At 66.1% G+C, this 22563-nt stretch carries 20 protein-coding genes; 4 read left to right on the forward strand and 16 right to left on the reverse strand.

Annotation, left to right across the window (positions count from 1 at the left end):
• Positions 1–195 precede the first annotated feature (195 nt).
• The 4 genes from ACGLHR_RS28090 to ACGLHR_RS28105 form a co-directional block, all read right to left on the reverse strand.
• Positions 196–981: an ABC transporter permease gene (locus ACGLHR_RS28090; protein ID WP_400097562.1), complete on the reverse strand. Its 786-nt coding sequence runs from the start codon at positions 979–981 to the stop codon at positions 196–198.
• A 2-nt stretch (positions 982–983) separates the two neighbouring features.
• Positions 984–1850 (reverse strand): ABC transporter ATP-binding protein, encoded by an 867-nt coding sequence (locus tag ACGLHR_RS28095; protein ID WP_400097564.1) that lies wholly within the window; start codon positions 1848–1850, stop codon positions 984–986.
• Positions 1851–1852: 2 nt separating this feature from the next.
• Positions 1853–2998, reverse strand: coding sequence for an ABC transporter substrate-binding protein (locus ACGLHR_RS28100; protein WP_400097565.1), 1146 nt, complete (start codon positions 2996–2998; stop codon positions 1853–1855).
• A 185-nt stretch (positions 2999–3183) separates the two neighbouring features.
• Positions 3184–5079 (reverse strand): ABCB family ABC transporter ATP-binding protein/permease, encoded by a 1896-nt coding sequence (locus ACGLHR_RS28105; RefSeq protein ID WP_400097567.1) that lies wholly within the window; start codon positions 5077–5079, stop codon positions 3184–3186.
• Between the two features lie 178 nt (positions 5080–5257).
• On the opposite strand from ACGLHR_RS28105, the gene ACGLHR_RS28110 reads away from it, so the two are divergent.
• Positions 5258–5680 carry an acyl-CoA thioesterase gene (locus tag ACGLHR_RS28110; RefSeq protein ID WP_318236635.1) on the forward strand — a complete coding sequence of 141 codons (423 nt, stop codon included), beginning with the start codon at positions 5258–5260 and terminating at the stop codon, positions 5678–5680.
• A 26-nt stretch (positions 5681–5706) separates the two neighbouring features.
• Here ACGLHR_RS28110 and ACGLHR_RS28115 read toward each other — a convergent pair whose 3' ends face one another.
• From ACGLHR_RS28115 to clsB, 7 genes are all read right to left on the reverse strand, one after another.
• Positions 5707–6483, reverse strand: coding sequence for an enoyl-CoA hydratase (locus ACGLHR_RS28115; protein WP_318236636.1), 777 nt, complete (start codon positions 6481–6483; stop codon positions 5707–5709).
• A 68-nt stretch (positions 6484–6551) separates the two neighbouring features.
• Entirely contained in the window at positions 6552–7508 is a 957-nt protein-coding gene (locus ACGLHR_RS28120) for a DegV family protein (protein WP_400097569.1), read from the reverse strand.
• 237 nt (positions 7509–7745) lie between these two features.
• Entirely contained in the window at positions 7746–8945 is a 1200-nt protein-coding gene (locus tag ACGLHR_RS28125; RefSeq protein ID WP_400097617.1) for an acetyl-CoA C-acyltransferase, read from the reverse strand.
• A gap of 18 nt (positions 8946–8963) precedes the next feature.
• Entirely contained in the window at positions 8964–11390 is a 2427-nt protein-coding gene (locus ACGLHR_RS28130; protein WP_400097571.1) for a 3-hydroxyacyl-CoA dehydrogenase/enoyl-CoA hydratase family protein, read from the reverse strand.
• Between the two features lie 314 nt (positions 11391–11704).
• Complete coding sequence (locus ACGLHR_RS28135) at positions 11705–13492, reverse strand: acyl-CoA dehydrogenase C-terminal domain-containing protein (protein ID WP_400097573.1); 1788 nt, start codon at positions 13490–13492, stop codon at positions 11705–11707.
• A 73-nt stretch (positions 13493–13565) separates the two neighbouring features.
• Entirely contained in the window at positions 13566–14156 is a 591-nt protein-coding gene (locus tag ACGLHR_RS28140) for a TetR/AcrR family transcriptional regulator (RefSeq protein ID WP_043418171.1), read from the reverse strand.
• A 367-nt stretch (positions 14157–14523) separates the two neighbouring features.
• On the reverse strand, positions 14524–15783 hold the full coding sequence (clsB, locus tag ACGLHR_RS28145; RefSeq protein WP_400097575.1) for a cardiolipin synthase ClsB: 1260 nt from the start codon (positions 15781–15783) through the stop codon (positions 14524–14526).
• Positions 15784–15924: 141 nt separating this feature from the next.
• On the opposite strand from clsB, the gene mobB reads away from it, so the two are divergent.
• On the forward strand, positions 15925–16482 hold the full coding sequence (mobB, locus tag ACGLHR_RS28150; RefSeq protein ID WP_318236642.1) for a molybdopterin-guanine dinucleotide biosynthesis protein B: 558 nt from the start codon (positions 15925–15927) through the stop codon (positions 16480–16482).
• Here the strand turns inward: mobB and ACGLHR_RS28155 are convergent.
• On the reverse strand, positions 16467–17066 hold the full coding sequence (locus ACGLHR_RS28155) for a short chain dehydrogenase (protein ID WP_400097577.1): 600 nt from the start codon (positions 17064–17066) through the stop codon (positions 16467–16469). The genes mobB and ACGLHR_RS28155 overlap by 16 nt on opposite strands.
• 135 nt (positions 17067–17201) lie before the next feature.
• Here ACGLHR_RS28155 and ACGLHR_RS28160 point away from each other — a divergent pair, with 135 nt between their 5' ends.
• A complete protein-coding gene (locus ACGLHR_RS28160) occupies positions 17202–18083 on the forward strand; it encodes a LysR family transcriptional regulator (protein ID WP_400097579.1) in 882 nt (293 codons plus the stop codon).
• Between the two features lie 9 nt (positions 18084–18092).
• Here ACGLHR_RS28160 and ACGLHR_RS28165 read toward each other — a convergent pair whose 3' ends face one another.
• The 4 genes from ACGLHR_RS28165 to ACGLHR_RS28180 form a co-directional block, all read right to left on the reverse strand.
• A complete protein-coding gene (locus ACGLHR_RS28165; RefSeq protein ID WP_400097581.1) occupies positions 18093–18881 on the reverse strand; it encodes an endonuclease/exonuclease/phosphatase family protein in 789 nt (262 codons plus the stop codon).
• A complete protein-coding gene (gene nudB / locus ACGLHR_RS28170) occupies positions 18878–19351 on the reverse strand; it encodes a dihydroneopterin triphosphate diphosphatase (protein WP_400097583.1) in 474 nt (157 codons plus the stop codon). The genes ACGLHR_RS28165 and nudB overlap by 4 nt, the downstream gene beginning before the upstream one ends.
• A 96-nt stretch (positions 19352–19447) precedes the next feature.
• Positions 19448–20335, reverse strand: coding sequence for a hypothetical protein (locus ACGLHR_RS28175; RefSeq protein ID WP_400097585.1), 888 nt, complete (start codon positions 20333–20335; stop codon positions 19448–19450).
• A 189-nt stretch (positions 20336–20524) separates the two neighbouring features.
• Positions 20525–21421 (reverse strand): LysR family transcriptional regulator, encoded by an 897-nt coding sequence (locus ACGLHR_RS28180; protein WP_400097587.1) that lies wholly within the window; start codon positions 21419–21421, stop codon positions 20525–20527.
• Positions 21422–21550: 129 nt separating this feature from the next.
• On the opposite strand from ACGLHR_RS28180, the gene speB reads away from it, so the two are divergent.
• Positions 21551–22537 carry an agmatinase gene (gene speB, locus ACGLHR_RS28185; RefSeq protein ID WP_400097589.1) on the forward strand — a complete coding sequence of 329 codons (987 nt, stop codon included), beginning with the start codon at positions 21551–21553 and terminating at the stop codon, positions 22535–22537.
• The last annotated feature ends 26 nt before the right edge of the window (positions 22538–22563 follow it).

The raw sequence follows: 22563 nt of genomic DNA on the forward strand, positions 1-22563 counted from the left end.
AAAGTGACATCTCACACGTTCTAAAACGGCCAACCCCGTACAGCCGCGACAGCAGCTAGAAGCGCCAAAACACGTCCTGCCCATCAACCATCAAAATCGCCCAGCCGCGCAAGCAGCTAGAAGCATCAAAACCCCGCCCACAAGAGACACCCCCCGCGTCAGCGGGGCCAGAAGCGCTAACCCCCCGTCCCCCTATCACCCCCTATTCGCCCACCCCGTCACCCTCCTCTCCAAAACCGCAAAAAACTCATACATCACCATCGCCATCACAGCAATCACCACCAGCCCGGCAAACGCCAGCGGCATCTTCATCGCCGATCCGGCCGAGACCAGCAGATAGCCAATGCCCTCGTTAGCGGCACTCATCTCCGACACGGTAGTGCCAACGAATGCCAGCGTGATCGCCACCTTCAGCGACGCAAAGAAATAAGGCATGGACCGCGGCAGCCCGACCTTGAGCAACACATCGGTGCGCTTCGCACCAAGTACGCGCAGCACATCCTCCAGTTCCGGCTCCAGCGTAGCCAGCCCTGTCGCGATATTGACCATGATCGGGAAGAACGAGATCAGGAACGCGGTCAGGATCGCCGGGCCGGCGCCCAGGCCGAACCACACCACCAGGATCGGCACGAACGCCGCTTTTGGCAACGCATTGAACGCCGTCATCAGCGGATAGCCGGCCGCGTACGCCAGCCTGGACGAGCCCATCAGCAAACCCAGCACCACGCCCACGACGATGGCAAGGCCAAAGCCGACCATGGTGGTCCAGAAGGTACGCCAGGCATGGCCGGCAATCACATCCCAGTACTCGAACAGCGACGTGACGATCGCGCTGGGGCTGGGCAGGATGAAGTCCGACACATTGAACACAAGGCAAGCGCCCTGCCACAGCAGCAGGAACGTGCCCAGCAACAGCCACGGCGCCACGCGCTGCACGCGGCGTTGCTGGGCCGCGCTTATCGAGGAAGAGAAAGTACTCATGGTCAGTGCTGCCGTACGTGGCCGATCTTCTCGCGCAGCGAGTGCACAAGGTCGGCAAAGGGTTCGGTATAGGTCAGGTCGAGGTCGCGCGGACGCGGCAGGTCGATCTCCTTGCGCGTGAGGATGCGCCCCGGGCGCTGGCTCATCACGTAGACGGTGTCGGCCAGGAACACGGCCTCGCGCAGGTCGTGGGTGACCAGGATCACGTTGAAGCGCTGCGCCTGCCACAGGTCGCGCAGCACGCACCACAACTCCTCCCGGGTAAAGGCGTCGAGCGCGCCGAAGGGCTCGTCGAGCAGCAGCATGCGCGGCTCGTGGATCAGCGCGCGGCAGATCGAGGCGCGCTGCTGCATGCCGCCGGAGAGCTGCCACGGGTACTTGTCCTCGTAGCCGGCCAGGCCCACGGTGCGCAGCAGTTCGCGCGCCCGCGCCGTGTATTCCTCGCGCTTCTGGCGCAGCGTGGAGCGGTACGGCTCGACGATCTCCAGCGGCAGCATGACGTTCTGCAGCGTGGTGCGCCAGGGCAGCAGCGTCGGGGCCTGGAAGGCCATGCCCACCATCTTGAGCGGGCCGGTGACCTTCTCGCCGGCGATCTTGACCACGCCGCGCGTGGCCGGCTTGAGGCCGGTCGCCAGCTTCATGAAGGTGGACTTGCCGCAGCCGGAAGGCCCGACGATGGCGATGAACTCGCCCGGCTCGACCTGCAGAGAGATGTCCTCGATGGCGAACTCGCCCTGGCGGGCAAGCTCGTCGTTATAGGCGAGCCAGACGCGGTTGAACTCGACAAAGGGTCGCGCCGCCGGCTCGGCCGGCAGTTCCGCGGGGGCCGCGGCCCCCGTACGCAGGGAAGGCTGGGAAGTCGCGCCCATCGTCATCGCAGCACATCCAGTTCGGCAGCGGACGGCAGGTAGGCATCGGTCCACAGGTTGTCGGGGTTGATGCGGCCCTTGGTGCCAAAGGCATCGGCCACTTGCGAAGCCATCAGCGAGAGGCGCGGCTTGTTGACCCGGCCAAAGCCCTCGGCGCGCGCGTCGGGCGACTTGACCACGCTGTCCAGCGCCATCTTCAGGCGCTTGGTCTCGAGCTTCTCGTCGATGATGCCGTCGCGCGCCTTGACCGCCTTGATGCCCTCTTCCGGCTTGGCGATCACGTCCTTGGCCGACTTGGCGAAGGCGCGCAGGAAGGCCTTGACCGCCTCCGGGTTCTTCTTGAGGAAGTCTTCCGAGGCGATCACGGCGTTGCCGTACAGCTTCACGCCGTATTGCGGGTAAGGCAGCACCACGATGTCCTCGTCCTTCACGCCGCGCGCGTTCAGGTTAAGGATGGAGGTGAAGGAGAAGCCGGTGATGGCGTCGAGGTCGCCGCGCGTGAGCATGGTCTCGCGCAGGGTCGGGTCCATCGCCTGCCAGTTGAAGCTGGATGCCTGCAGGCCGTTGGCCTTGGCGAAGATCGGGAAGGCGCGGCGTCCGGCGTCGAACACCGGTGCGCCGAGCTTCTTGCCGGCCAGGTCGTGCGGGGTCTTGATGCCGGACTTCTTCAGCGCCAGCACGGCGGCGGGTGTGTTGTTGTAGACCATCATCACGGCCACCGGCTTGTTCTTGGCATCCGGGTTGTTGCCGTAGAACTCCATCACCGACGCAAGGTCGGCAAAGCCCATGTCATAGGTGCCGGAAGCCACGCGGTTGACCACGTTGCCCGAGCCGTTGCCAGCGTCGATCGCCACATCGAGCTTCTCGGCCTTGTAGTAGCCCTTCTGCTCGCCCAGCAGGAACAGCGCGGACGGGCCTTCGAAGCGCCAGTCGAGCTGGAAGCGGACCTTGGTCTGGGCGTGCGCCTCGCCGGCAAATTGTGTCGACAGCACCAGTGCGGTGCCTAGCGCCATGCCAAGCTGCAACCAGCGGCGGCGTGCGGGGGACGCGGCGGCGCCGGACACGGCATGGGCCGGCTGGGCGCCTGCGAGAGCGGCCGGGACTTCGAACGGGGTGGCGAACGGGGTGGCGGCACGGAATAGCGGCATTGAACTCTCTCCAGTTAGTCGTCTTCCTGGATAGTTCGTCCGCAAGGCGCGTGCCATGCAAACACGCACCGCGATGGGGCGGGTACGCCACCTATTGTCGAACCAAATTCGTGCAATCGGATATTTCGGGACGGTTTGCCGCGATGGATTGTCAACAATCCATCGCGGCCCTGGCTATTTGCGTGTCAGGCGTCCTGCGTCGCGTCGCCCGCCTCGATGGCCAGCGCGGCATCCTCCACGGGCGCCTCGTTCTCGGCCGCGCTGCGCGCCTGGATGTGCCACATCTCGGCGTAGCGGGCATCGAGCCGCATCAGCTCGGCATGGGTGCCGCGCTCGATGATGCGGCCGCGGTCCATCACCAGGATCTGGTCGGCATGCACCACGGTAGAGAGCCGGTGCGCGATCAGCAGCGTGGTGCGGTTCTGCGCCAGCCGCATCAGCTCGGCCTGGATGGCCTGTTCGGTGCGGGAATCCAGCGCCGAGGTGGCTTCGTCGAAGACCAGGATCGGCGGGTTCTTCAGCAGCGTGCGGGCGATGGCCACGCGCTGCTTCTCCCCGCCCGACAGCTTGAGGCCACGCTCGCCCACGGGCGTGTCGTAGCCTTGCGGCAGCTCGCGGATAAAGCCGTCGATCTGGGCCGCGCGCGCGGCCTCGATGACTTCGTCGCGGGTGGCGTCGGGGCGGCCGTAGGCGATGTTGTAGTAGATGCTGTCATTGAACAGCACGGTGTCCTGCGGCACGATGCCGATGGCGCGGCGCAGGCTGTCCTGCGTGATCGATCGGATATCCTGGCCGTCGATCTCAATGCCGCCGCTGCTCACGTCATAGAAGCGGAACAGCAGCCGCGCCAGCGTGGACTTGCCCGAGCCGCTGTGGCCCACCACCGCGGTAGTGGTGCCGGCGGCGATGGTGAACTCCACATCGTCGAGGATCACGCGGTTGCTCTCGTAGCCAAAGCCGACATGGTTGAAATGCACCGCCGCACCCTGCACGCGCAAGGCGCCGGCGCCCGGCGCATCGGCCACTTCGCGGTTGGTGCCCAGCAGCACGAACATGCGATCCATGTCGGTGGTGGCCTGCTTGATCTCGCGGTAGATCACGCCGAGGAAGTTCAGCGGAATGTACAGCTGGATCATCAGCGTGTTGACCAGCACCAGGTCGCCCAGCGTGAGCTTGCCCGCCGCCACGCCCACGGTGGCGCGCCACAGGATCAGGATCAGGCCGGTGGCGATAATGGCCTGCTGGCCGAAGTTCAGGAACGACAGCGAGTTTTGCGAGCGGATCGCCGCGGTACGGTACTTGCGCAGGTTCTCGTCATAACGGCCGGCCTCGTATTCCTCATTGCCGAAGTACTTGACCGTCTCGAAGTTGAGCAGGGAATCGATGGCCTTCTGATTGGCGCGCGAATCCAACTCGTTCATCTTGCGCCGGAAGTGCGTGCGCCACTCGGTCACCACGATGGTAAACACGATATAGCTCACCAGCGCGCAGCCCGTGATGGCGGCGAACCAGATGTCGTAGTGCAGGATGAAGAAGCCCATCACCAGCCCCATCTCGACCAGGGTCGGCAGGATGCTGTAGAGCGAGTAGGAGATCAGCGACTGGATGCCGCGCGTGCCACGCTCGATGTCGCGGCTCATGCCGCCGGTCTGGCGGTCCAGGTGAAAGCGCAGCGACAGCGCGTGCAGGTGGCGGAACACCTGCAGCGCGATCTCGCGCACCGCGCTTTGCGTGACCTTGGAGAACAGGATCTCGCGCAGCTCGGTAAACAGCGTGCCCGACAAGCGCAATATCCCGTAGGCGACGATCAGCCCCACCGGCACCACCAGCAGCGCGGTCGCGCTGCCGGCGGGCACATTCATGTTGTCCACCAGCTTCTTCATCAGGACCGGCACGCCCAGGTTGGCCACCTTGGCCGCCACCAGGCACACCAGCGCCAGGATCACGCGCCACTTGTAGTGCCAGACATAGGGCAACAGGTTGCGCACGGTCTGCCAATCGCTGCGGGGAACGTTGGATTTGCCGAAGAGGGAAGAAGGCTGGGCGGGGGACGGCTCGGCCGACGTAGAGTAGCGTCGCATACGTTAGAATTCGGGCGAATATGCGATTGTGGCAGAGATCGACATAATTAGCCGGCGCCACGCCGCAATCGCGCGTCACGGCAGCGCCACCACGCCCGGGCCGCGCGGCGGCAAGGTCACTCCTTCGCTGCCCGCCCTACCCCGCCCCAACCCGATCCAGCCTCATCAAGCAGCCATCATGAATCAAGCCAACGTCCTCCCCTGCCTGCCCCCTGGCAAGAATCCCGCACTGCGCGTGGTCCCCATGCCGGCGGATGCCAATGTGCATGGCGACGTCTTCGGGGGCTGGATCATGGCCCAGGTGGACATTGCCGGCTCGATCCCGGCGGTGGAACGCGCCCAGGGCCGCGTGGCCACCGTGGCGGTGAACTCCTTCCTCTTCAAGCATCCGGTCTTTGTCGGCGACCTGGTGAGCTTCTATGCCGATATCGAGAAGACCGGCCGCACCTCGATCACCGTGTCGGTGGAGGTCTATGCGCAACGCATGCGCCACAGCAACGAGATCGTCAAGGTGACCGAAGCCACCCTGACCTACGTCGCCACCGACGATACACGCCAGCCGCGCGTGCTGCCGAAGGAGAAGGACGCACCGCTGGCCTGAGGGTGCAGCGGCGGTTTCAATGCAAGTTAGTTGAACTGCGAGAAGTCCGGGCGGCGTTTCTCGAAGAACGCCTTGAACGCCTCCTTGGCTTCCGGCGCCTGCAGCATGCGCCGGAACACCTCGCCCTCCTCCGCCATTTTCGCTTGCACGGCAGCCTTGTCGCCGCCCTTCATCAGCCGCTTGGTCTCCCGCAGCGACGAAGCCGGCAGCGCGGCCAGCTTGCGCGCCTGCTGCTGCGCGAACTCGTTGAGCTCCGCCACCGGCAGCACGCGCGTGGCCAGGCCGATCTGCAGCGCTTCCTGCGCGCTGAAGGCTTCGCCCAGCATCAGCTTCTCGGCAGCGCGCTGGTGACCCAGCAGGCGCGGCAACAGCATGCTCGATGCCGCTTCCGGGCACAGGCCCAGCTGCACGAACGGCAGCGACAGCTTGGCCGTCTCGGAGACATAGACCAGGTCGCAATGCAGCAGCATGGTGGTGCCCACGCCCACCGCCGGGCCGCTCACCGCGGCCACCAGCGGCTTGCTGGCCTGGCTGATCTGCTGCAGAAACTGGAACACCGGCGCCGGTTGATCGCCCACCCCCGAGGTGGGCGGACGCTGCATGAAGTCTTCCAGGTCGTTGCCGGCGGTGAACACTTCCGGCTTGCCGCGGATCACGATCACGCGCACGGCAGGGTCGGTCTCGGCGGCGCGCAGCGCGTCGGCCATGGCCTGGTACATCGCCGCCGTGATGGCGTTCTTCTTGTCGAGGCGATCGAACTCGAGGGTCAGGATGCCTTGTTCGATGGTGGTCAGGATGCTCATGAAATCGTCTTCTCCTTACTGCTTGGTTGGCTTGTCTGCCTTGCCCTTCGCTTAAGCAAGTGGGCCGCTCATTCGAACGCCGGCGGATTCTCGCAAAGATAGCTCATCCCGAACGCTTTTGCGCCGACGTTGAGCGCCACCGTCAGGCTCATTGGCGCCAGCATCAGCTCCACGTCATGCTGCTGCGCGGTGCGCGCGAGCGACTGGTAGGCCGGCAACGCTTGAATCGCCTCGGGAGGTCCCGCATAGCTCAGCGATACTGCCGGGCTCAGCAAGCGGGCGCTGCGGATGCATTGCTGCGCGTGCGCCATCACGCGGCGGATGCCTTCATCCGCGCCGCGCGCCTTGGCCACCGGCTCGGTCTGGCCGCGATGCATATGCACGATGGGGCGGATATTGAACGCGCTGCCGAGCATGTAGCGGCCCCAGGTGATGCTGTTCTCGCCCTTGTGCTTGGCGCGCGTGTACATGTAGAGCAACTCGTCGGGCACCAGGAACATATGCGCTGCGTCGCGCAAGCGTGTCTCCACCGCCTCCACCACCGCTTGCGCGCTGGCGCCGCCGCCCAGCATGCGCGCGGCCTCGCGCACGATCAGCGCCTGGCCCGGGCCGATCGCGCCGGTGTCAATCACCGTCAGCTCGAACAGCCCCGTGCGCCCCGCATCCTTGCGCGCCTTGAAGCTCTTGGCCACGGTACCGACCACGGCGCCTGAGGCATGCGCGTACAGCTTGCTGCGGCTGCTGGCGATGGTGAGCAGAAGCGCGCGGTCGCATGAGGTCACCACATGCTTGAGCATGTGGTCTTCGATCTCGCGCTCGAGCAAGGGAATGGATTCGGCATAGTGGTCCTGCTTGCCGACCAGGTACTGCGCGTAGAGCGACGGCAAGGCCGGCTCGTCGCGCACATCGGCCACAAAGCGGTCGCCCGCGCGAATGCGGAACGGCACCGTCTGCACGCCGAGTTCGGCCATCAGCGCGCGCGGCATGTCGCACGCGGCGTCGGCCAGGATGAGTGTCTCCTGCATCTTGTTGTTTCCTCCCTGTCAGGTGAGCCGCATCGAGGCGGCAGCTGTCTCCTTGTTATGGCACTGCTTTCTTCACCTGATAGCGGGTTCGGAGGAAGGGCGGTGTTTATGCGCCGGTGCTGGCCTGACGCGCCCGCCCTCTCCCCCAACCCCTCTCCCGCTGCGCGGGAGAGGGGAGCAATACGTCGGCCAGCGAACCGCAGCGCTTGCTTGACGTGCTTGCTCTTTGTGGCGCGTTTAGACGCGCTCGAAGATACCTGCCGCGCCCATGCCCGTACCGACGCACATGGTGACCATGCCGTACTTCAGGTTATTACGGCGCAGTGCGTGCACCACGGTGGCCGAACGGATCGCACCGGTGGCGCCCAGCGGGTGGCCCAGGGCGATGGCACCGCCCATCTGGTTGACCTTGGCCGGGTCCAGCTGCAGGTCGCGCATCACCGCCAGCGACTGCGCGGCGAAGGCTTCGTTCAGCTCGATCCAGTCCATCTGGTCCTGCGTGAGGCCGGCCGCCTTCAGCGCCGCGGGAATCGCTTCCTTGGGGCCGATGCCCATGATCTCCGGCGGCACGCCGCGCACTGCGAACGAGACGAAGCGCGCCAGCGGCACCAGGTTGAACTGCTTGAGGATCTTTTCCGAAACCAGGATCAGCGCGCCGGCGCCGTCGGAGGTCTGCGAACTGTTGCCGGCAGTGACGCTGCCCTTGTTGGCAAACACCGGGCGCAGCTTGGCCAGGCCTTCGATGGAGGTCTCCGGGCGTGGGCCTTCGTCCAGCGAGATGGTGCGCGTCTTCACGTCGACCTGGCCGCTGGCCAGGTTGGGGAATTTCTCGACGATGTCCACCGGCGTGATCTCGTCCTTGAAGTCGCCGGCCTGCTGGGCGCGGATCGCCTTCTGGTGCGAAGCGAGCGAGAAGGCGTCCTGGTCCTCGCGGCTGACCTGCCACTTCTGTGCGACCTTCTCGGCGGTCAGGCCCATGCCGTAGGCGATGCCGATGTTCTCGTCGCGCTCGAAGATAGCCGGCGACATCGACGGCGAGTTGCCCATCATCGGCACCATGCTCATCGATTCCACGCCGGCGGCGATCATCACGTCGGACTCGCCCACGCGGATGCGGTCAGCGGCCATGGCCACGGCCGACAGGCCGGAGGCACAGAAGCGGTTGACGGTGATGCCACCCACGGTGTTCGGCAGGCCGGACAGCAGCGCGCCGATGCGCGCCACGTTCAGGCCCTGCTGTGCCTCGGGGATGGCGCAGCCAACGATAGCGTCCTCGATCAGCTTGGGATCGAGGTTAGGCACCTGCGCCACGGCCGCGCGCAGGATGGTGGCCAGCAGGTCGTCCGGGCGGGTGTTCTTGTACGCGCCCTTGGGAGCCTTGCCGATCGGCGTGCGGGTCGCGGCAACGATGTATGCGTCTTGCAGTTGTTTCATGATGTCGGTTCCTCGCTTGCCTTAGTTGCGCACCGGCTTGCCGGTCTGCAGCATGCCCATGATGCGTTCCTGGGTCTTGCCCGTGCCGAGCAGGTCGACAAAGGCCTTGCGTTCCAGCGCCAGCAGCCATTCCTCGCTGACCAGCGAGCCGGCTTCCACATCGCCGCCGCACACCGCCTCGGCAATCCGGCTGGCAATCAGGAAGTCGTGCGCGGAGATGAAGCCGCCATCGCGCATATTGGCCAGCGATGCCTTGATAGTGGCAATGCCGGAGCGGCCCGCCACCGGCACCAGCGTGCCCGGCACCGGGGCGCGGTAGCCGGCGTTGGACAGGGCGCGCACTTCGTTTTGCGCCACGTAGAGCAGCTCATGCACGTTGAACACGATGGTGTCCGACGGCTGCAGGTAACCCATCTTCTGCGCGTCCAGCGCCGAGGACGAGACCTTGGCCATGGCCGCTGCCTGGAAGCGGTTGGTGAGGAACTGCAGGTAGTTGGTGCTGCCGGCAGCTTGTGCTGCCCGTGCTGCCGCCAGCGCGGCTTCCTTCAGGCCGCCGCCCGCCGGGACCAGCCCCACGCCCACTTCCACCAGGCCGATATAGGTCTCCAGCGCGGCCACGCGCTTGGCCGAATGCAGCATCAGCTCACAGCCGCCGCCCAGCGCAATGCCGGACGCCGCCGACACCACCGGCACGGCGGAGTACTTCACGCGCATCATGCCGTCCTGGAACTTCTTGACGAAGGGCTCGATGCCCTTGGCGCCGCCCATCATGAAGGCCGGCATCGCGGCTTCCAGGTTGGCGCCCGCGGAGAACGGGCCGCCCGGCGCGCCCAGTTGCAGCGACGTGGGCTGCCACACCACCAGGCCCTTGTACTCAGTTTCCGCCAGGTCGATGGCGCGCGTCAGGCCGTCGATCACGTCCGGGCCGATGGTGTTCATCTTGCTCTTGAACGAGACCACCAGCACATCGTCCTGGCCTTCGCTCACCCAGATGCGCACCGCATCGTTCTCTTCCAAGGTGCGGCCGGCCTTGCGCGGATCGGCAGCCGCCGTGCCCTTGACCGCGGCGCGGAACACCTGGCGCGCGTACACCGGCAGCGCGTTGCGCTGCACGAAGGCCTGCGCGGCGGGCGACCACGAACCCTGCGCACCGTGCACGCCCTGGTTGTCGGCCACCGGACCTGCAAACACCCACTCCGGCAAGGCCACATTGGCCAGGCCCTTGCCTGCGTCGATGTCTTCCTTCACCCACTCGGCCACCTGCTTCCAGCCGGCCGATTGCCAGTCCTCGAAGGGGCCGGAATTCCAGCCGAAGCCCCAGCGGATCGCCAGGTCGATGTCGGCCGCGGAGCCGGCGATCTGCTCGAGGTAGACGCCGATGTAATGGAACACGTCGCGGAACACCGCCCACAGGAACTGCGCCTGCGGGTTGCTGGATTCGCGCAGCAGCTTGATGCGCTCGGCCGCATCCTTCTTCAGCATGCGCACCACGATCTCGTCGGCCTTCTTGCCAGAGTCGACGTACTGGCCCGTCTTGGGATCCAGCACCTTGATGGCCTTGCCTTCCTTCTTGTAGAAGCCGGCGCCGGTCTTCTGGCCCAATGCGCCCGCATCCACCAGCCCCTTGAGCACGGCAGGCGTCTTGTACACCGGGGCAAACGGATCGTCCTGCAGGGTGTCCTGCATGGTCTTGATCACGTGGGCCATGGTGTCCAGGCCCACCACGTCGGCGGTGCGGAACGTGGCGGACTTGGCGCGGCCCAGCTTGGAGCCGGTCAGGTCGTCGACCACATCGAAGGGAATACCGTACTTCTCGGCTTCGGCAAACACGGCCAGGATCGAGAAGATACCGACGCGGTTGGCGATGAAGTTCGGCGTGTCCTTGGCGCGCACCACGCCCTTTCCGAGCGTGGAGGTCAGGAAAGTTTCCAGGCGGTCCAGGATCGCGGGCTGCGTGGTCGCGGTCGGGATCAGCTCCACCAGGTGCATGTAGCGCGGCGGGTTGAAGAAGTGCACGCCACAGAAGCGCGACTTCAGGTCCGCGTCGAAGCCATCGGACAGCGCGGTGATCGACAGGCCCGAGGTGTTGGTGGCAAAGATCGCGTGCGAAGCCAGGTGCGGCGCCACTTTCTTGTACAGGTCGTGCTTCCAGTCCATGCGCTCGGCGATGGCCTCGATCACCACATCGCACTCCTTGAGCAGCGCGAGGTCGTCTTCGTAGTTGGCAGCCTGGATCAGGCCGGCTTCGTCCTTGATGCCGAGCGGCGCCGGCGAGAGCTTCTTCAGGTTCTCGATGGCGCGCAGCGAGATGCCGTTCTTGGGGCCTTCCTTGGCGGGAAGGTCGAACAGCACCACGGGCACGCGGGCGTTGACGAGATGGGCGGCGATCTGCGCCCCCATGACGCCGGCACCCAGCACGGCGACCTTCTTGACGATGAAATTGGACATGCGCGCTCCTAGGAAAGTGAGCGTTGAGATGAGGTGGGCTGGCTGCGCGCTGGCACCGGGGTTGCTGCTGCTGCTGCTCCTGCTGCTGCCGCTGTTGCTGCCGGTATGCTCCCCTCTCCCGCTTGCGGGAGAGGGGTCGGGGGAGAGGGTGGGCGGTCGATCAAGCGTTATCGCTCGTTGAACCGCCGGCCCTCTCCCCCGGCCCCTCTCCCATTTCATGGGAGAGGGGAGCACACCATTGGCATCGACACCGTCAGAGCCAGTAGCTTGCGCCCGCGCTAAGACAACCGCATTAATTCAGGACAAACAGTCCGTCAGAACAAATCCGCGTCCAGCGCCATCAGCGTGGCCGAGCCAGCGCGCGCCATGCGGATCTGCGAAGCCGTCTCCGGCAGCAGCTTGGCAAAGTAGAAGCGTGCGGTCGCCAGCTTGGTGGTGTAGAACTTGTCGCCGCTGGCTTCCTTGTCCAGCGCTATCTTGGCCATGCGGGCCCAGAAGTACGAGAACACCAGGTGGCCCACCACGCGCAGGTAAGGCACCGCGGCGGCGCCGACTTCGTCGGGGTTGGCCATGGCCTTCATGCCGATTTCCATGGTGAGCTTCTGCACCTTGTCGCCCAGTTCGGCCAGCGGGTTGACGAACTCCTGCATGGCTTCGTTGGTGCCCTCTTCCTCGACGAACGCTTGCACGATCTTGCCGAAGGCCTTCATCTTGGCGCCCATGTCGCCCAGGATCTTGCGGCCCAGCAGGTCCAGTGCCTGGATGGTGTTGGTGCCTTCGTAGATCATGTTGATGCGTGCGTCGCGCACATATTGCTCCATGCCCCACTCGGCGATGTAGCCGTGGCCGCCAAAGACCTGCATGCCTTCGTTGGTGGCGGTGAACGCGTTGTCGGTCAGGAAGGCCTTGATCACGGGCGTGAGCAGCGCGACCAGGTCGCCCGCTTCCTTGCGCACGGACTCGTCCGGGTGCGACAGCTCGCGGTCGATCTGCAGCGCGGTCCAGTAGCTGAACGCGCGGCCGCCTTCGGCAAAGGCCTTCTGCGTCAGCAGCATGCGGCGCACGTCCGGGTGCACGATGATCGGGTCGGCCGGCTTGTCCGGTGCCTTGGGACCGGTCAGCGCGCGCATCTGCAGGCGGTCCTTGGCGTAAGCCAGCGAGTTCTGGTAGGCCACTTCGGTCAGGCCCAGGCCCTGCATGCCTACGCCCAGGCGGGCAGCGTTCATCATCACGAACATGGCGTTCAGGCCCTTGTTGGGCTCGCCCACCAGCCAGCCGCGCGCGCCGTCCAGGTTCATCACGCAGGTGGCATTGCCGTGGATGCCCATCTTGTGCTCGATCGAGCCGCACTTGATGCCGTTGCGCTCGCCCGGGTTGCCGTTGGCATCGGGGACGAACTTCGGCACCACGAACAGCGAGATGCCCTTGGTGCCCTGCGGTGCGTCCGGCAGGCGCGCCAGCACCAGGTGGATGATGTTGGCGGAGAGATCGTGCTCGCCGGCCGAGATAAAGATTTTGGTGCCGGTGATGGTGTAGGATCCGTCAACCTGCGGCTCGGCCTTGCTGCGCAGGATGCCCAGGTCGGTGCCGCAATGCGGCTCGGTCAGGCACATGGTGCCGGTCCATTCGCCGGAGACCAGCTTGGGCAGGTACAGCTTCTGCAGCTCGGGCGTGCCGTGCGCGTGCAGCGCTTCATACGCGCCGTGCGACAGGCCGGGGTACATGGTCCACGCCTGGTTGGCCGAGTTCAGCATCTCGTACAAGGCGTTGTTGACCAGGATGGGCAGGCCCTGGCCGCCGTATTCCGGGTCGCAGCCCAGGGCCGGCCAGCCGGCTTCCACGTACTGCTTGTACGCTTCCTTGAAGCCCTTGGGCGCCGTCACCACGCCGTCGCCAACGTAGGTGCAGCCTTCGCGGTCGCCGCTCTGGTTGAGCGGGAATACCACCTCGGAGCAGAACTTGCCGGCTTCCTCAAGCACTTGGTTGATGGTGTCCGCGTCAACGTCAGCGTGCTTCGGCAGCGCCTTGAGTTCGGCTTCCACGCCGAGCAATTCATGGAGCACGAACTGCATGTCGCGCAACGGTGCGGTGTATTGGCCCATCAAAGACTCCTTGGAGGTTTGCAAAGCCGCTACGCCGCCCGTGCACGATCCGGCACGGGACGCCGCGGCGGCGTCAGGTACGGTAGGACTGAATCAATTTATTGAGCGCGACCATGGCTAGCTCGGCACTCGCGGGCAAGCGCAGGAAGCGGGCGTCATGATGCAAGCCTAGTTCAAGGCTGTACATTTCAAACAGCATCAGGCGAGGATCGCAATCCGCGCACAGGTGCCCCTCTTCCCGTGCCTGGTCGATGGCACGCGTGAGCGCGGCGCGCCAGATGGTGACGCTCTTGACGAGTTCGTCACGCACCGGGCTTTCCGCGCGGTCGTCGTACTCCACCGCCCCGCTGATGTAGATGCATCCCGTGGTCACTTCCTGGATGCGCTTTTCCATCCAGCGGCGCACCATGGACTGCAGGCGCGGCAGCCCGCGCGGCTCGTGCAGCGAAGGATAGAAAACCTCCTGCTCGAACCGGCGGTGATACTCGCGCACTACTTCCACCTGCAAGTCCTCGCGCGAACCGAAATGCGCGAAGACGCCGCTTTTGCTCATCTGCATGCGTTCCGCGAGCAGCCCGATGGTCAAGCCTTCGAGCCCGTCGCGGGACGACAATTCCAGCGCGGCATCCAGAATGGCCACGCGCGTCATTTCCCCCTTGCGCATGGGCGCGGGGGACGCGGAAGTGGCGGATTCGAGACGAGCTGACTGGTGTCGCATGATTTTTTCTCCGTTCTTCGCGGCGCGAAACGGATCGCACCGCGTATGACCCTGACTTAATGCATTTTTTCGCTGCCCGGCTGGCTGCTTCACCGCCTGGCAGACCCGAATGCACGCAGTCTAAGGCAAAAAAGAACGACCGTTCAGATTATTGTGATCGCGCCCGCTGGCAGCAAGCTTTTAATTAGATCGGGGTTTCTAAACGCAGCGGCAGCGCTCCTGCGCTGCAACATGCCGCGACGCAGCAAGATAGCGATCATTGTTGCCGCGCGTGATGCACAGCAACATCGCCCCGCGCAGTATTGTCCCGCGATCAGTACCGCCCTGTCACGCCGGCGATGATCACGCCGACACGCAGCACCATATAGGCGGTCCAGCTCGCCATCCGGCGCACCGCCGAACGGCGCGCGTGCGTGGCGGCCTTGACCTCGACGCTGCGCGAGGCAATGGCATGCTCCAGCTCCTGGCGCAGCTCAGCGCAAAACGCGCTGTCATAGACGGCCACATTGGCTTCGCGCGCCAGTAGCAGGCTGAATGGATCCATATTGCTGGAGCCCACCGTGGCCCAGGCGTCATCTACCACGGCTACCTTGGCGTGCAGGAAACTATCGGCGTATTCGTGGATCTCCACGCCGGCCGCAAGCAAGGTCGCGTAGAGCGAGTGGGTCGCATAGTGCTGCAAACGATACTCCACCATGCCCTGCAGCAACAGCCGCACGCGCACCCCCCGCTTGCGGCAGGCCAGCAGGGCGCGGCGCATCTTGTGCCCAGGCAGGAAGTACGCGTTGGCAATGATCACTTCCCGCCGCGCGCCACCCAGTGCTTGCAGGTACTGGCGCTCGATGGCGCGGCGGTTGCGCAGGTTGTCGCGCAGCAGCAGCACGGCGCGCATGCCGCCGGCCTGGTCCTGGCGCGGCAGCGGCAGGTCGGTGATCAGTGGAAACTCCGCCGCCACCCCCGCCAGGCCAACGCTGCGCATTTCGCCGCGCAGCGATAGCTGCCACCACAGGCGCTCGGCGGTCAGCGCGATCTGGTTGACCAGCGGGCCCCGCACCTCCACCGCGAAGTCGTAGCGGGGGCCGAGCCCGGCGCCCTCGAAGGGCCCGTGGTTGTGGTCATCGATGATGTTGATGCCGCCAACAAAGCCGATCTGCTGGTCGATCACGGCCAGCTTGCGGTGCAGCCGGCGCAAGTTGCGCCGCGCCAGGCTGAAACGGCGCAGGGGACGGAAGATCTTGAGGCACACGCCACCTTCGCGCAGCCGCGCGGCAAGCCCGGCCGGCATGTCGCCGGCGCCGAAGCCGTCCACCACCAGGTGCACGGCCACGCCCCGCCCGGCAGCGCGGATCAGCGCGTCGCCCACCGCCGCACCGACCGCATCGTCGGCGTAGATGTAGGTCTCGAGCGAAACCGAGAATACAGCCTGGTCGATCGCGGCGACCAGGGCCGGGAAGAACTCGTTGCCGCCGCGCAGCAAGCGGACCGCGTTGCCGCCCAGAGGCCTGCCGCGGCGCCATTCGGAGCGCAGCGGGCCGGCGTGCTTCGGCGAGCGTGGGGGCGGAATCGATGACATGAGCCACATTATCAGGCACGCCGATGTCCTGTGCGTGCGCCAGGCGACGCGCGCGGCGCGCACAACGTGTGGGGCCATGCGCGCCGCCGCGGCCATTCTCTGCTATCGTCGCCGCTTTATCCCCTCGCAGCCCCCGACATCGTGAAGGTTTTCGGCATCTCCGGTACGTCCGGCAGCGGCAAGACCACGTTGCTGGATCAACTGATCCCGCGCTTCGTCGCCGCCGGCCTGCGGGTGGCCGGCGTCAAGCACACCCACCATGGCTTTGACCCGGACACCCCGGGCAAGGACTCCTGGCGCATGCGCCAGGCCGGCTGCGCCAATGTCGTGCTGGTAGGCGCGCGGCACCTCACGCTGATGCGCCACTACCCCGAAGCCGAGGCCTCGCCGGAACTGGCCGACGCGCTGGCCGTGCTGCCCGCCGACACGGACCTGGTGCTGGTGGAAGGCTACAAGCGCAGTGACTTCCCCAAGCTGGAAGTGTTCCGGCCGGACCTGGGCACGCCGCCTCTATGGCCGGAGGTGCCGAGCATCATGGCCGTCGCCAGCGACCAGCCGCAGGCGGTGGCCGCGCTCACCGCCCTGCCCGTGCTGGACCTGGCGGACCTCGACGCGATCTGCCAGCTGATCCGAGACAGTGCGCTCGAGCTCACGCCTGCACTGGCCGCTGCCCTGGCGCAGCCTCACCAGACGCGATAGACATGCCCGCTGCGCGGCCCTTCCACACTGCGCTGGAAGGCCAGCGCGACGCGAGCGGCCGGCACCGGCTCGTAGCCGGGGAAGAAATCGCCATATGCGGCCCATGACTCCTGCACCACGGTCGGGCTGACCACATTGATGCGCAGGTCACGCTCAAGCTCCGGCGCCGCGCTGCGCACGAACCCTTCCAGCGCCGCATTGACGCTGCCGGCATTGGCGCCCATGCGGATCGGCTCGCTGCCCACAATGCCGCTGGTGAGCGTGATCGAGCCGCCATCGCTCAGGAAGTGCTGGCCAACCAGCGCCAGCCGCACCTGCCCCAGCAGCTTGTCCTGCAGCCCGATCTCGAAATCCTCGGCCCGCATCTGCGCAAGCGGCCCGAAGAACAGGCTCCCGGTGGTGGCGACGATCGCGTCCACCCGGCCAATGCCTTCGAACAAGGCTTGCACCGACTCCGGCCGGGTCAGGTCGACCCGGTGCTCGCCGCGCGACTTTCCCACCCGTACCACTTCATGGCGAGCCGACAGGTTCTCTGCCACCGCCTGGCCGATCGTTCCGCTGGCTCCGATCACAACAATTTTCATCGCATTCCCCATGGTTCCGATTGTTTGGGATGACGGAATTCCTTCCCGTGTCATCAGGAATGCATTGTGAAAGTGGATTCATGGCGGATAAATGGGCTAGGATTTCGCGTATCCCTAATAATTAATTAGTAATCGATGGACAAGCTGCGCCGCATGGAAGTGTTTGCCGCCGCTGCCGAAGCCGGCAGCTTCAGCGCCTGCGCCGATGCGCTCGGCCTGTCGGCGGTGATGGTGGGCAAGCATGTCGGCCAATTGGAGCGGCATCTGGGCGTGCGCCTGCTGCAACGCAGCACACGCCGCCAGAGCCTGACCGAAGCCGGCCGCCTGTTCCTGGAGGAATGCCGGCAGATCCTGGAACGCGTGCGCAACGCGGAGACCGTGGCGGAACGCCTGCACAGCCAGCCGCGCGGCCGCCTGCGCGTGACCGCGCCGGTGACGCTGGGCGAGACGGCGGTGGCCGAGGCGGTATCGGCCTACCTGCTGCGATATCCGGAAGTCACGGTGGAACTGGTGCTTGACGACGCCTTTACCGACCTGATTGCCGATGGCTTCGACGCCGCCGTGCGCATCGGCGCGCTAGCCAGCTCCGACCATCTGGTGGCGCGGCCGTTGCGGCCGTATCGCATGGCGATCTGCGCGGCGCCGGCCTACCTGGCGCAAGCGGGCCATCCGCGCACGCTGGCGGACCTGGCCGGGCACCGTTGCCTGAATCATCTGTTGTGGCCGCAAGGCATGGGGTGGCCGGCACCCGGAGACGGTGCGGCGGCGGTACCATCCGCGCCGCTGACGGCCAACAACGGCCAGGCGCTGCGGCGCGCGGCACTGGCCGGCTGTGGGGTGGTGATGCAGCCGGAAGTGCTGCTGGCGGCGGACATCGCCGCCGGACTGCTGGTGCCGCTGCTGGAGGACACCATGCCGGCGCCAAGGCCGGTGCACCTGCTTTATCCGCGCGACCCGCGGCCGCTGCCCAAGCAGGCCTGTTTTGTTGACATCATGCTGGAGAAAATGGGGGCTTGAGGACAGCCCTCAGGAAGACGTGCCCACCTTGACCTTGTGGGCAACCGGCCGTTCCGGCACGGCAATGCGTGCAAGCTCCGCCATCAAGGGGACGTGGTCCGAGCGCTGGGCCCAGTCGCGGCCGGTCAGCGCGCTGGCGTGCTCGATCTCGAAGCCGCGCACATAGATGCGGTCGAGTTGCCACCAGGGCATGTGGCTGGGAAAGGTATGCAGCCGCGCGCCGCCGGCGGAGGACACCTCAGTTGCCCCGAGCGTGGTGCAGATCAGGTTGTCGAGCCGGTGGTTCCAGTCATTGAAATCCCCGGCGATCACCAGCGGCGCCTCGGCTGGCACCACATCTTGCACCCGCTTGACCAGCGCCTCCGCCTGCCGCGCGCGGCTGCGCGCGAACAAGCCGAAATGCACGCAGATCAGGTGGGCCTCGACCCCGTGCATGTCCGCCACCGCGTGCAGCAGGCCGCGCTGCTCGAAGCGGTGATCGGAGATGTCGAGGTTTTCCGACATCAGGATGGGATGGCGCGACAGGATGGCATTGCCGTGGTGCCCGTGGTCGTACACCGCATTGCGCCCGTAGACCGAATGCGGATACGCGTCGGTCGCCAGGTAGTTGAGCTGGGTGTAATCGGGATCGAACAAAGCCGCCGCCGCCAGGCGGTCATTGCGGTCCTGCACTTCCTGCAGGAAGACGATGTCGGCGTTGACCACGTGCAGGCCGTCGCGCACGTTGTGGATCCGGGACTTGCCCTTGATGCCGGTCACGCCTTTGTGAATGTTGTAGGTGACGACGCGCAGCCTCATAGGTCCGCTCCACAGGTCGCGCGCTGCCCCTGCACCCGCCAGCCCAGCTGCAGCACCGCCTCGGCGTTGCTGCTCGAGAAGCAGAGCACGGCGGCTTCCCGCCACGGCAGCCACTGATACTGCAGGTGCTCGCGTGGCGCTAGCGTCACCGGCTGCGGCTGCGCCACGCACAGGCCAAACCAGTGCTCGGTATTGCGCGTCACGCCGGGTGCGTAGCGGTGGCGCCACTGCGGGTAGATTTCGTAATCGATGGTGTGCTGCCAGTCTTGCAGTTGGTGCTCGGCGGCGATCAGGCCGGTTTCCTCGGCCACCTCGCGCGCGGCCGTCAGCGCCAGCGGCTCGTCCGGCGTGTCCAGGCTGCCGGTGACGGACTGCCAGTAGCCCGGCCGGTCGGCGCGCTCGATCAACAGCACTTGCAGGTCCGGCGTGTGAATCACAACCAGGACGGATTCAGGAATTTTGTAGGACATGGGGATAGGACAAACGGCGTCCCCAAGCTTACCGCAGATGCGCCCGGGCGCCATGGGAAACATGGCCGCCGGGACAGCCTCGCGGGCCCGGCCCAGTCATGCGGCGTAGGCGCTAGGCTGAACCGGCGTCTCGCGCAACCAGGTTTCGAATACGCCCGGCGAGTCGCCATGGCCCCACGCGGCGCGCAGTTGCTGCATCAACGGGGTCAGCGCCTTTGTGTACTCGCGCGAAGCCGCGTGCGCATGCGCCGCCAGGCGGTCGGCGCATTGCTGGAGTTGCGCCTGCAACTGCGCGCGCTCCTGCGCGATCTCCTTCTCGCGCACACCCAGCGCGTTGTATTTCTGGATCAGGAAGCGCTGGTAGTCCCCGCCTTCCATGCCTTGGGCCGCCTGGGCGTTGACCTGCTCGAAGCGCATCACGATGCTGCCGGTTTCCTGCTCGATATGCGTGGCCTCCGCAGCCAGCGCCTGCAAGCCGTCCTGCAGCCGCAAGGCCTCGCGGCGCTCGTCGCGCAGTTGCGCGGCGTACTCCTCGAAGCCGCGCTGGGCCGTCAGGTAAGCCTGCACCACCGGCTGCGGCGCCACCACCAGCAAAGGATCCGCGCCGCCGCCGCGGCTGCCCTGCAACAGGGCCTCGTCGGCCAGCCTCAGGTTGCCAAGGTCCTCCAGCCAGCGTCCGCGCGCCATGACGGTGCCCACCGTATCCAGCGCCACCCGGCGCAGGGCCTCGGCGCGCTGCATCTCCACCGGCTCCAGCATCGGCGCGCCACCGCCGCCGGTCTGTGCGGCATGGGCGATATCCGGCACGCAAGCCGCCACCGTGGTCGCCACGGACTCCGACATGGCCACCGCCGAGCGGCGCACCGCGCGGCGCAGCTCGAAACGCGCCAGCAGCATCATCACCAGCCCGGCCACCAGCCAGGTGACGATGGTTTCGGCATGAGCCAGTAAAAACTGGCGAATCAGTTCAACATCCAGGGACACGGCAGATTCCTCCCGCGCGGCCGGCGTGCCTTCGAAATGGGCTTGCGGCTTGGCGCTATAAAGGGAGAAGACTGGCCGGGAGGGGGCTTCGTTCCGCGATGTAACAATTGGAAACCAGCCATTGGTGCCGGCTGTGGCACGTGGCGCGTCAGAGACCGCGCCGCCGAACTTGAGCGGATCTCCCGCGCTTCAGGCGTGCGCCGCCTTCATGTCGGCAACGAAGGCGTCCAGCAGATCGTTGCGGTGCGGCTTGCGGCGCACCACCATGTCGAACGGTACGTCATAGCGCATCGCGTCCGGCGCGAGCGGGGCCAGCTGTCCCTGCTGCACGTAGGGCGCCGCGAAATGCGCCGGCAAGTACCCAAGGTGGCGTCCGGACAGCACCAGCATCGCCACCGCTTCCATATTGTCCGCCACTGCCGTCACCAGCCGGTCTGCCGGCGAACCCGCCGCCTCCGGCAGCGGATAGCTGCGCCAGGCCCACGCATGGCCGAGCGCGACCGCCGGGTCGACGCGCCCGGCCTCGGCGAAGAGCGGATGGCTGCGTCCGGCATAGGCGAGCTGCGTCTCGTGAAAGATGGTCGTGTAGTCCAGCGCCGGCACACGGTGCCAGAAGTAGCCGATGCCCATGTGGATCTTGCCGTCCAGCAGCAGCCCTTCCAGCTCTCCCGGCGAGCGCACCAACACGGAGAAATGCACGGATTCGTCCCGTTGGCGGAAGCGCTCGATTGCCTGGCTGATACGTGCATTGGCGCTCACCGGCGTATGCCCGATCAAGCCCAGGCTGAGCGTGCCCACCAATGTGCGGCCCACCTTGCGCGCTTCCGCGCCAAAGACATCCAGCGCCGTCAGCAGCTTGCGCCCGGACTCGACAAATTGCTGACCCCGCGGGGTCAGCCGGAAACCGCTGCGCCCCCGCTCGCACAGCCGGTAGCCCAACCGCGTTTCCAGCGTCGAAAGCTGCGTGCTGATGGTGGACTGGCTGACGTTGAGCGTCGCCTGCGCAGGCGTGATGCCATTGGCATCCACCACCGCCAGGAAAACGCGAATCAGGCGCAGGTCAAGATCGGAAGGTTGTCCCAGCATGGTCGATACATCGAGCCGAATCAATGTTTGGTTCAGAGATTTCGCATTCTACGCGTTGGAGCAATCGGAAAGAATGCGGGTGTCTCCACCAGAACGTGCCGCCGAACGCGGCATGATGAATCGATCGCCATGCATGCAAACACGTTACCCCACCCGGCCGGTGAGGCCGAACCCTTCCAGCCGATGTCCGGCAACGCCATGCCGCGCTTCGGCGGCATCGCCACCATGATGCGGCTGCCCGCCGCCGCGAGCACCGCCGGGCTGGATGCCTGCTTCGTCGGCGTGCCATTCGACCTGGGCACGTCCAACCGTAACGGCGCGCGCCTGGGACCCCGCCAGATCCGGGCCGAATCCGTGCTGCTGCGCCCCTACAACATGGCCACGCGCGCCGCCCCCTTCGATTCGCTGCGCGTGGCCGACATCGGCGACGTGGCGACCAATCCGTACAACCTGCATGACTCCATCGCGCGCATCGAGGCGGCTTACCGCGACATCATCGCCACGGGTTGCCGCCCGGTCGGGCTGGGCGGCGACCACACTGTCACGCTGCCGATCCTGCGCGCCATGCACGCCAGGTATGGCCGCCTCGGGCTGATCCATGTCGACGCGCATGCCGACGTGAACGACACCATGTTCGGCGAGAAGATCGCGCACGGCACGCCGTTCCGTCGTGCCGTGGAGGAGGGGCTGCTCGATTGCGGCCGTGTGGTGCAGATCGGCCTGCGCGGCACCGGCTATGCCGCCGAGGATTTCGACTGGTGCCGCCAGCAGGGCTTTCGCGTGATCACGGCCGAAGCATGCTGGTACCGGTCGCTGGCACCGTTGATGGAGGAAGTCAGCGCGCGCCTGCAGGGCGGCCCGGTCTACATCAGTTTCGACATCGACGGCATCGACCCAGCCTACGCGCCTGGCACCGGCACGCCGGAGATCGGCGGGCTGACGGTGCCACAGGCGCTGGAGATCGTACGTGGCGCGCGCGGGCTGGACATCGTCGGCGCTGACCTGGTCGAGGTATCGCCGCCGTACGACCCGTTCGGCACCACGGCGCTGCTTGGGGCCAATCTGGCGTTCGAACTACTGTGCGTGCTGCCCGGCGTCGAGTACCGCGGCGCCTGAATCCCTCCCCCGACAATAATCAGGAG

The sequence above is a fragment of the Cupriavidus sp. CuC1 genome (assembly GCF_044627735.1).
Lineage (GTDB): Bacteria > Pseudomonadota > Gammaproteobacteria > Burkholderiales > Burkholderiaceae > Cupriavidus > Cupriavidus ulmosensis.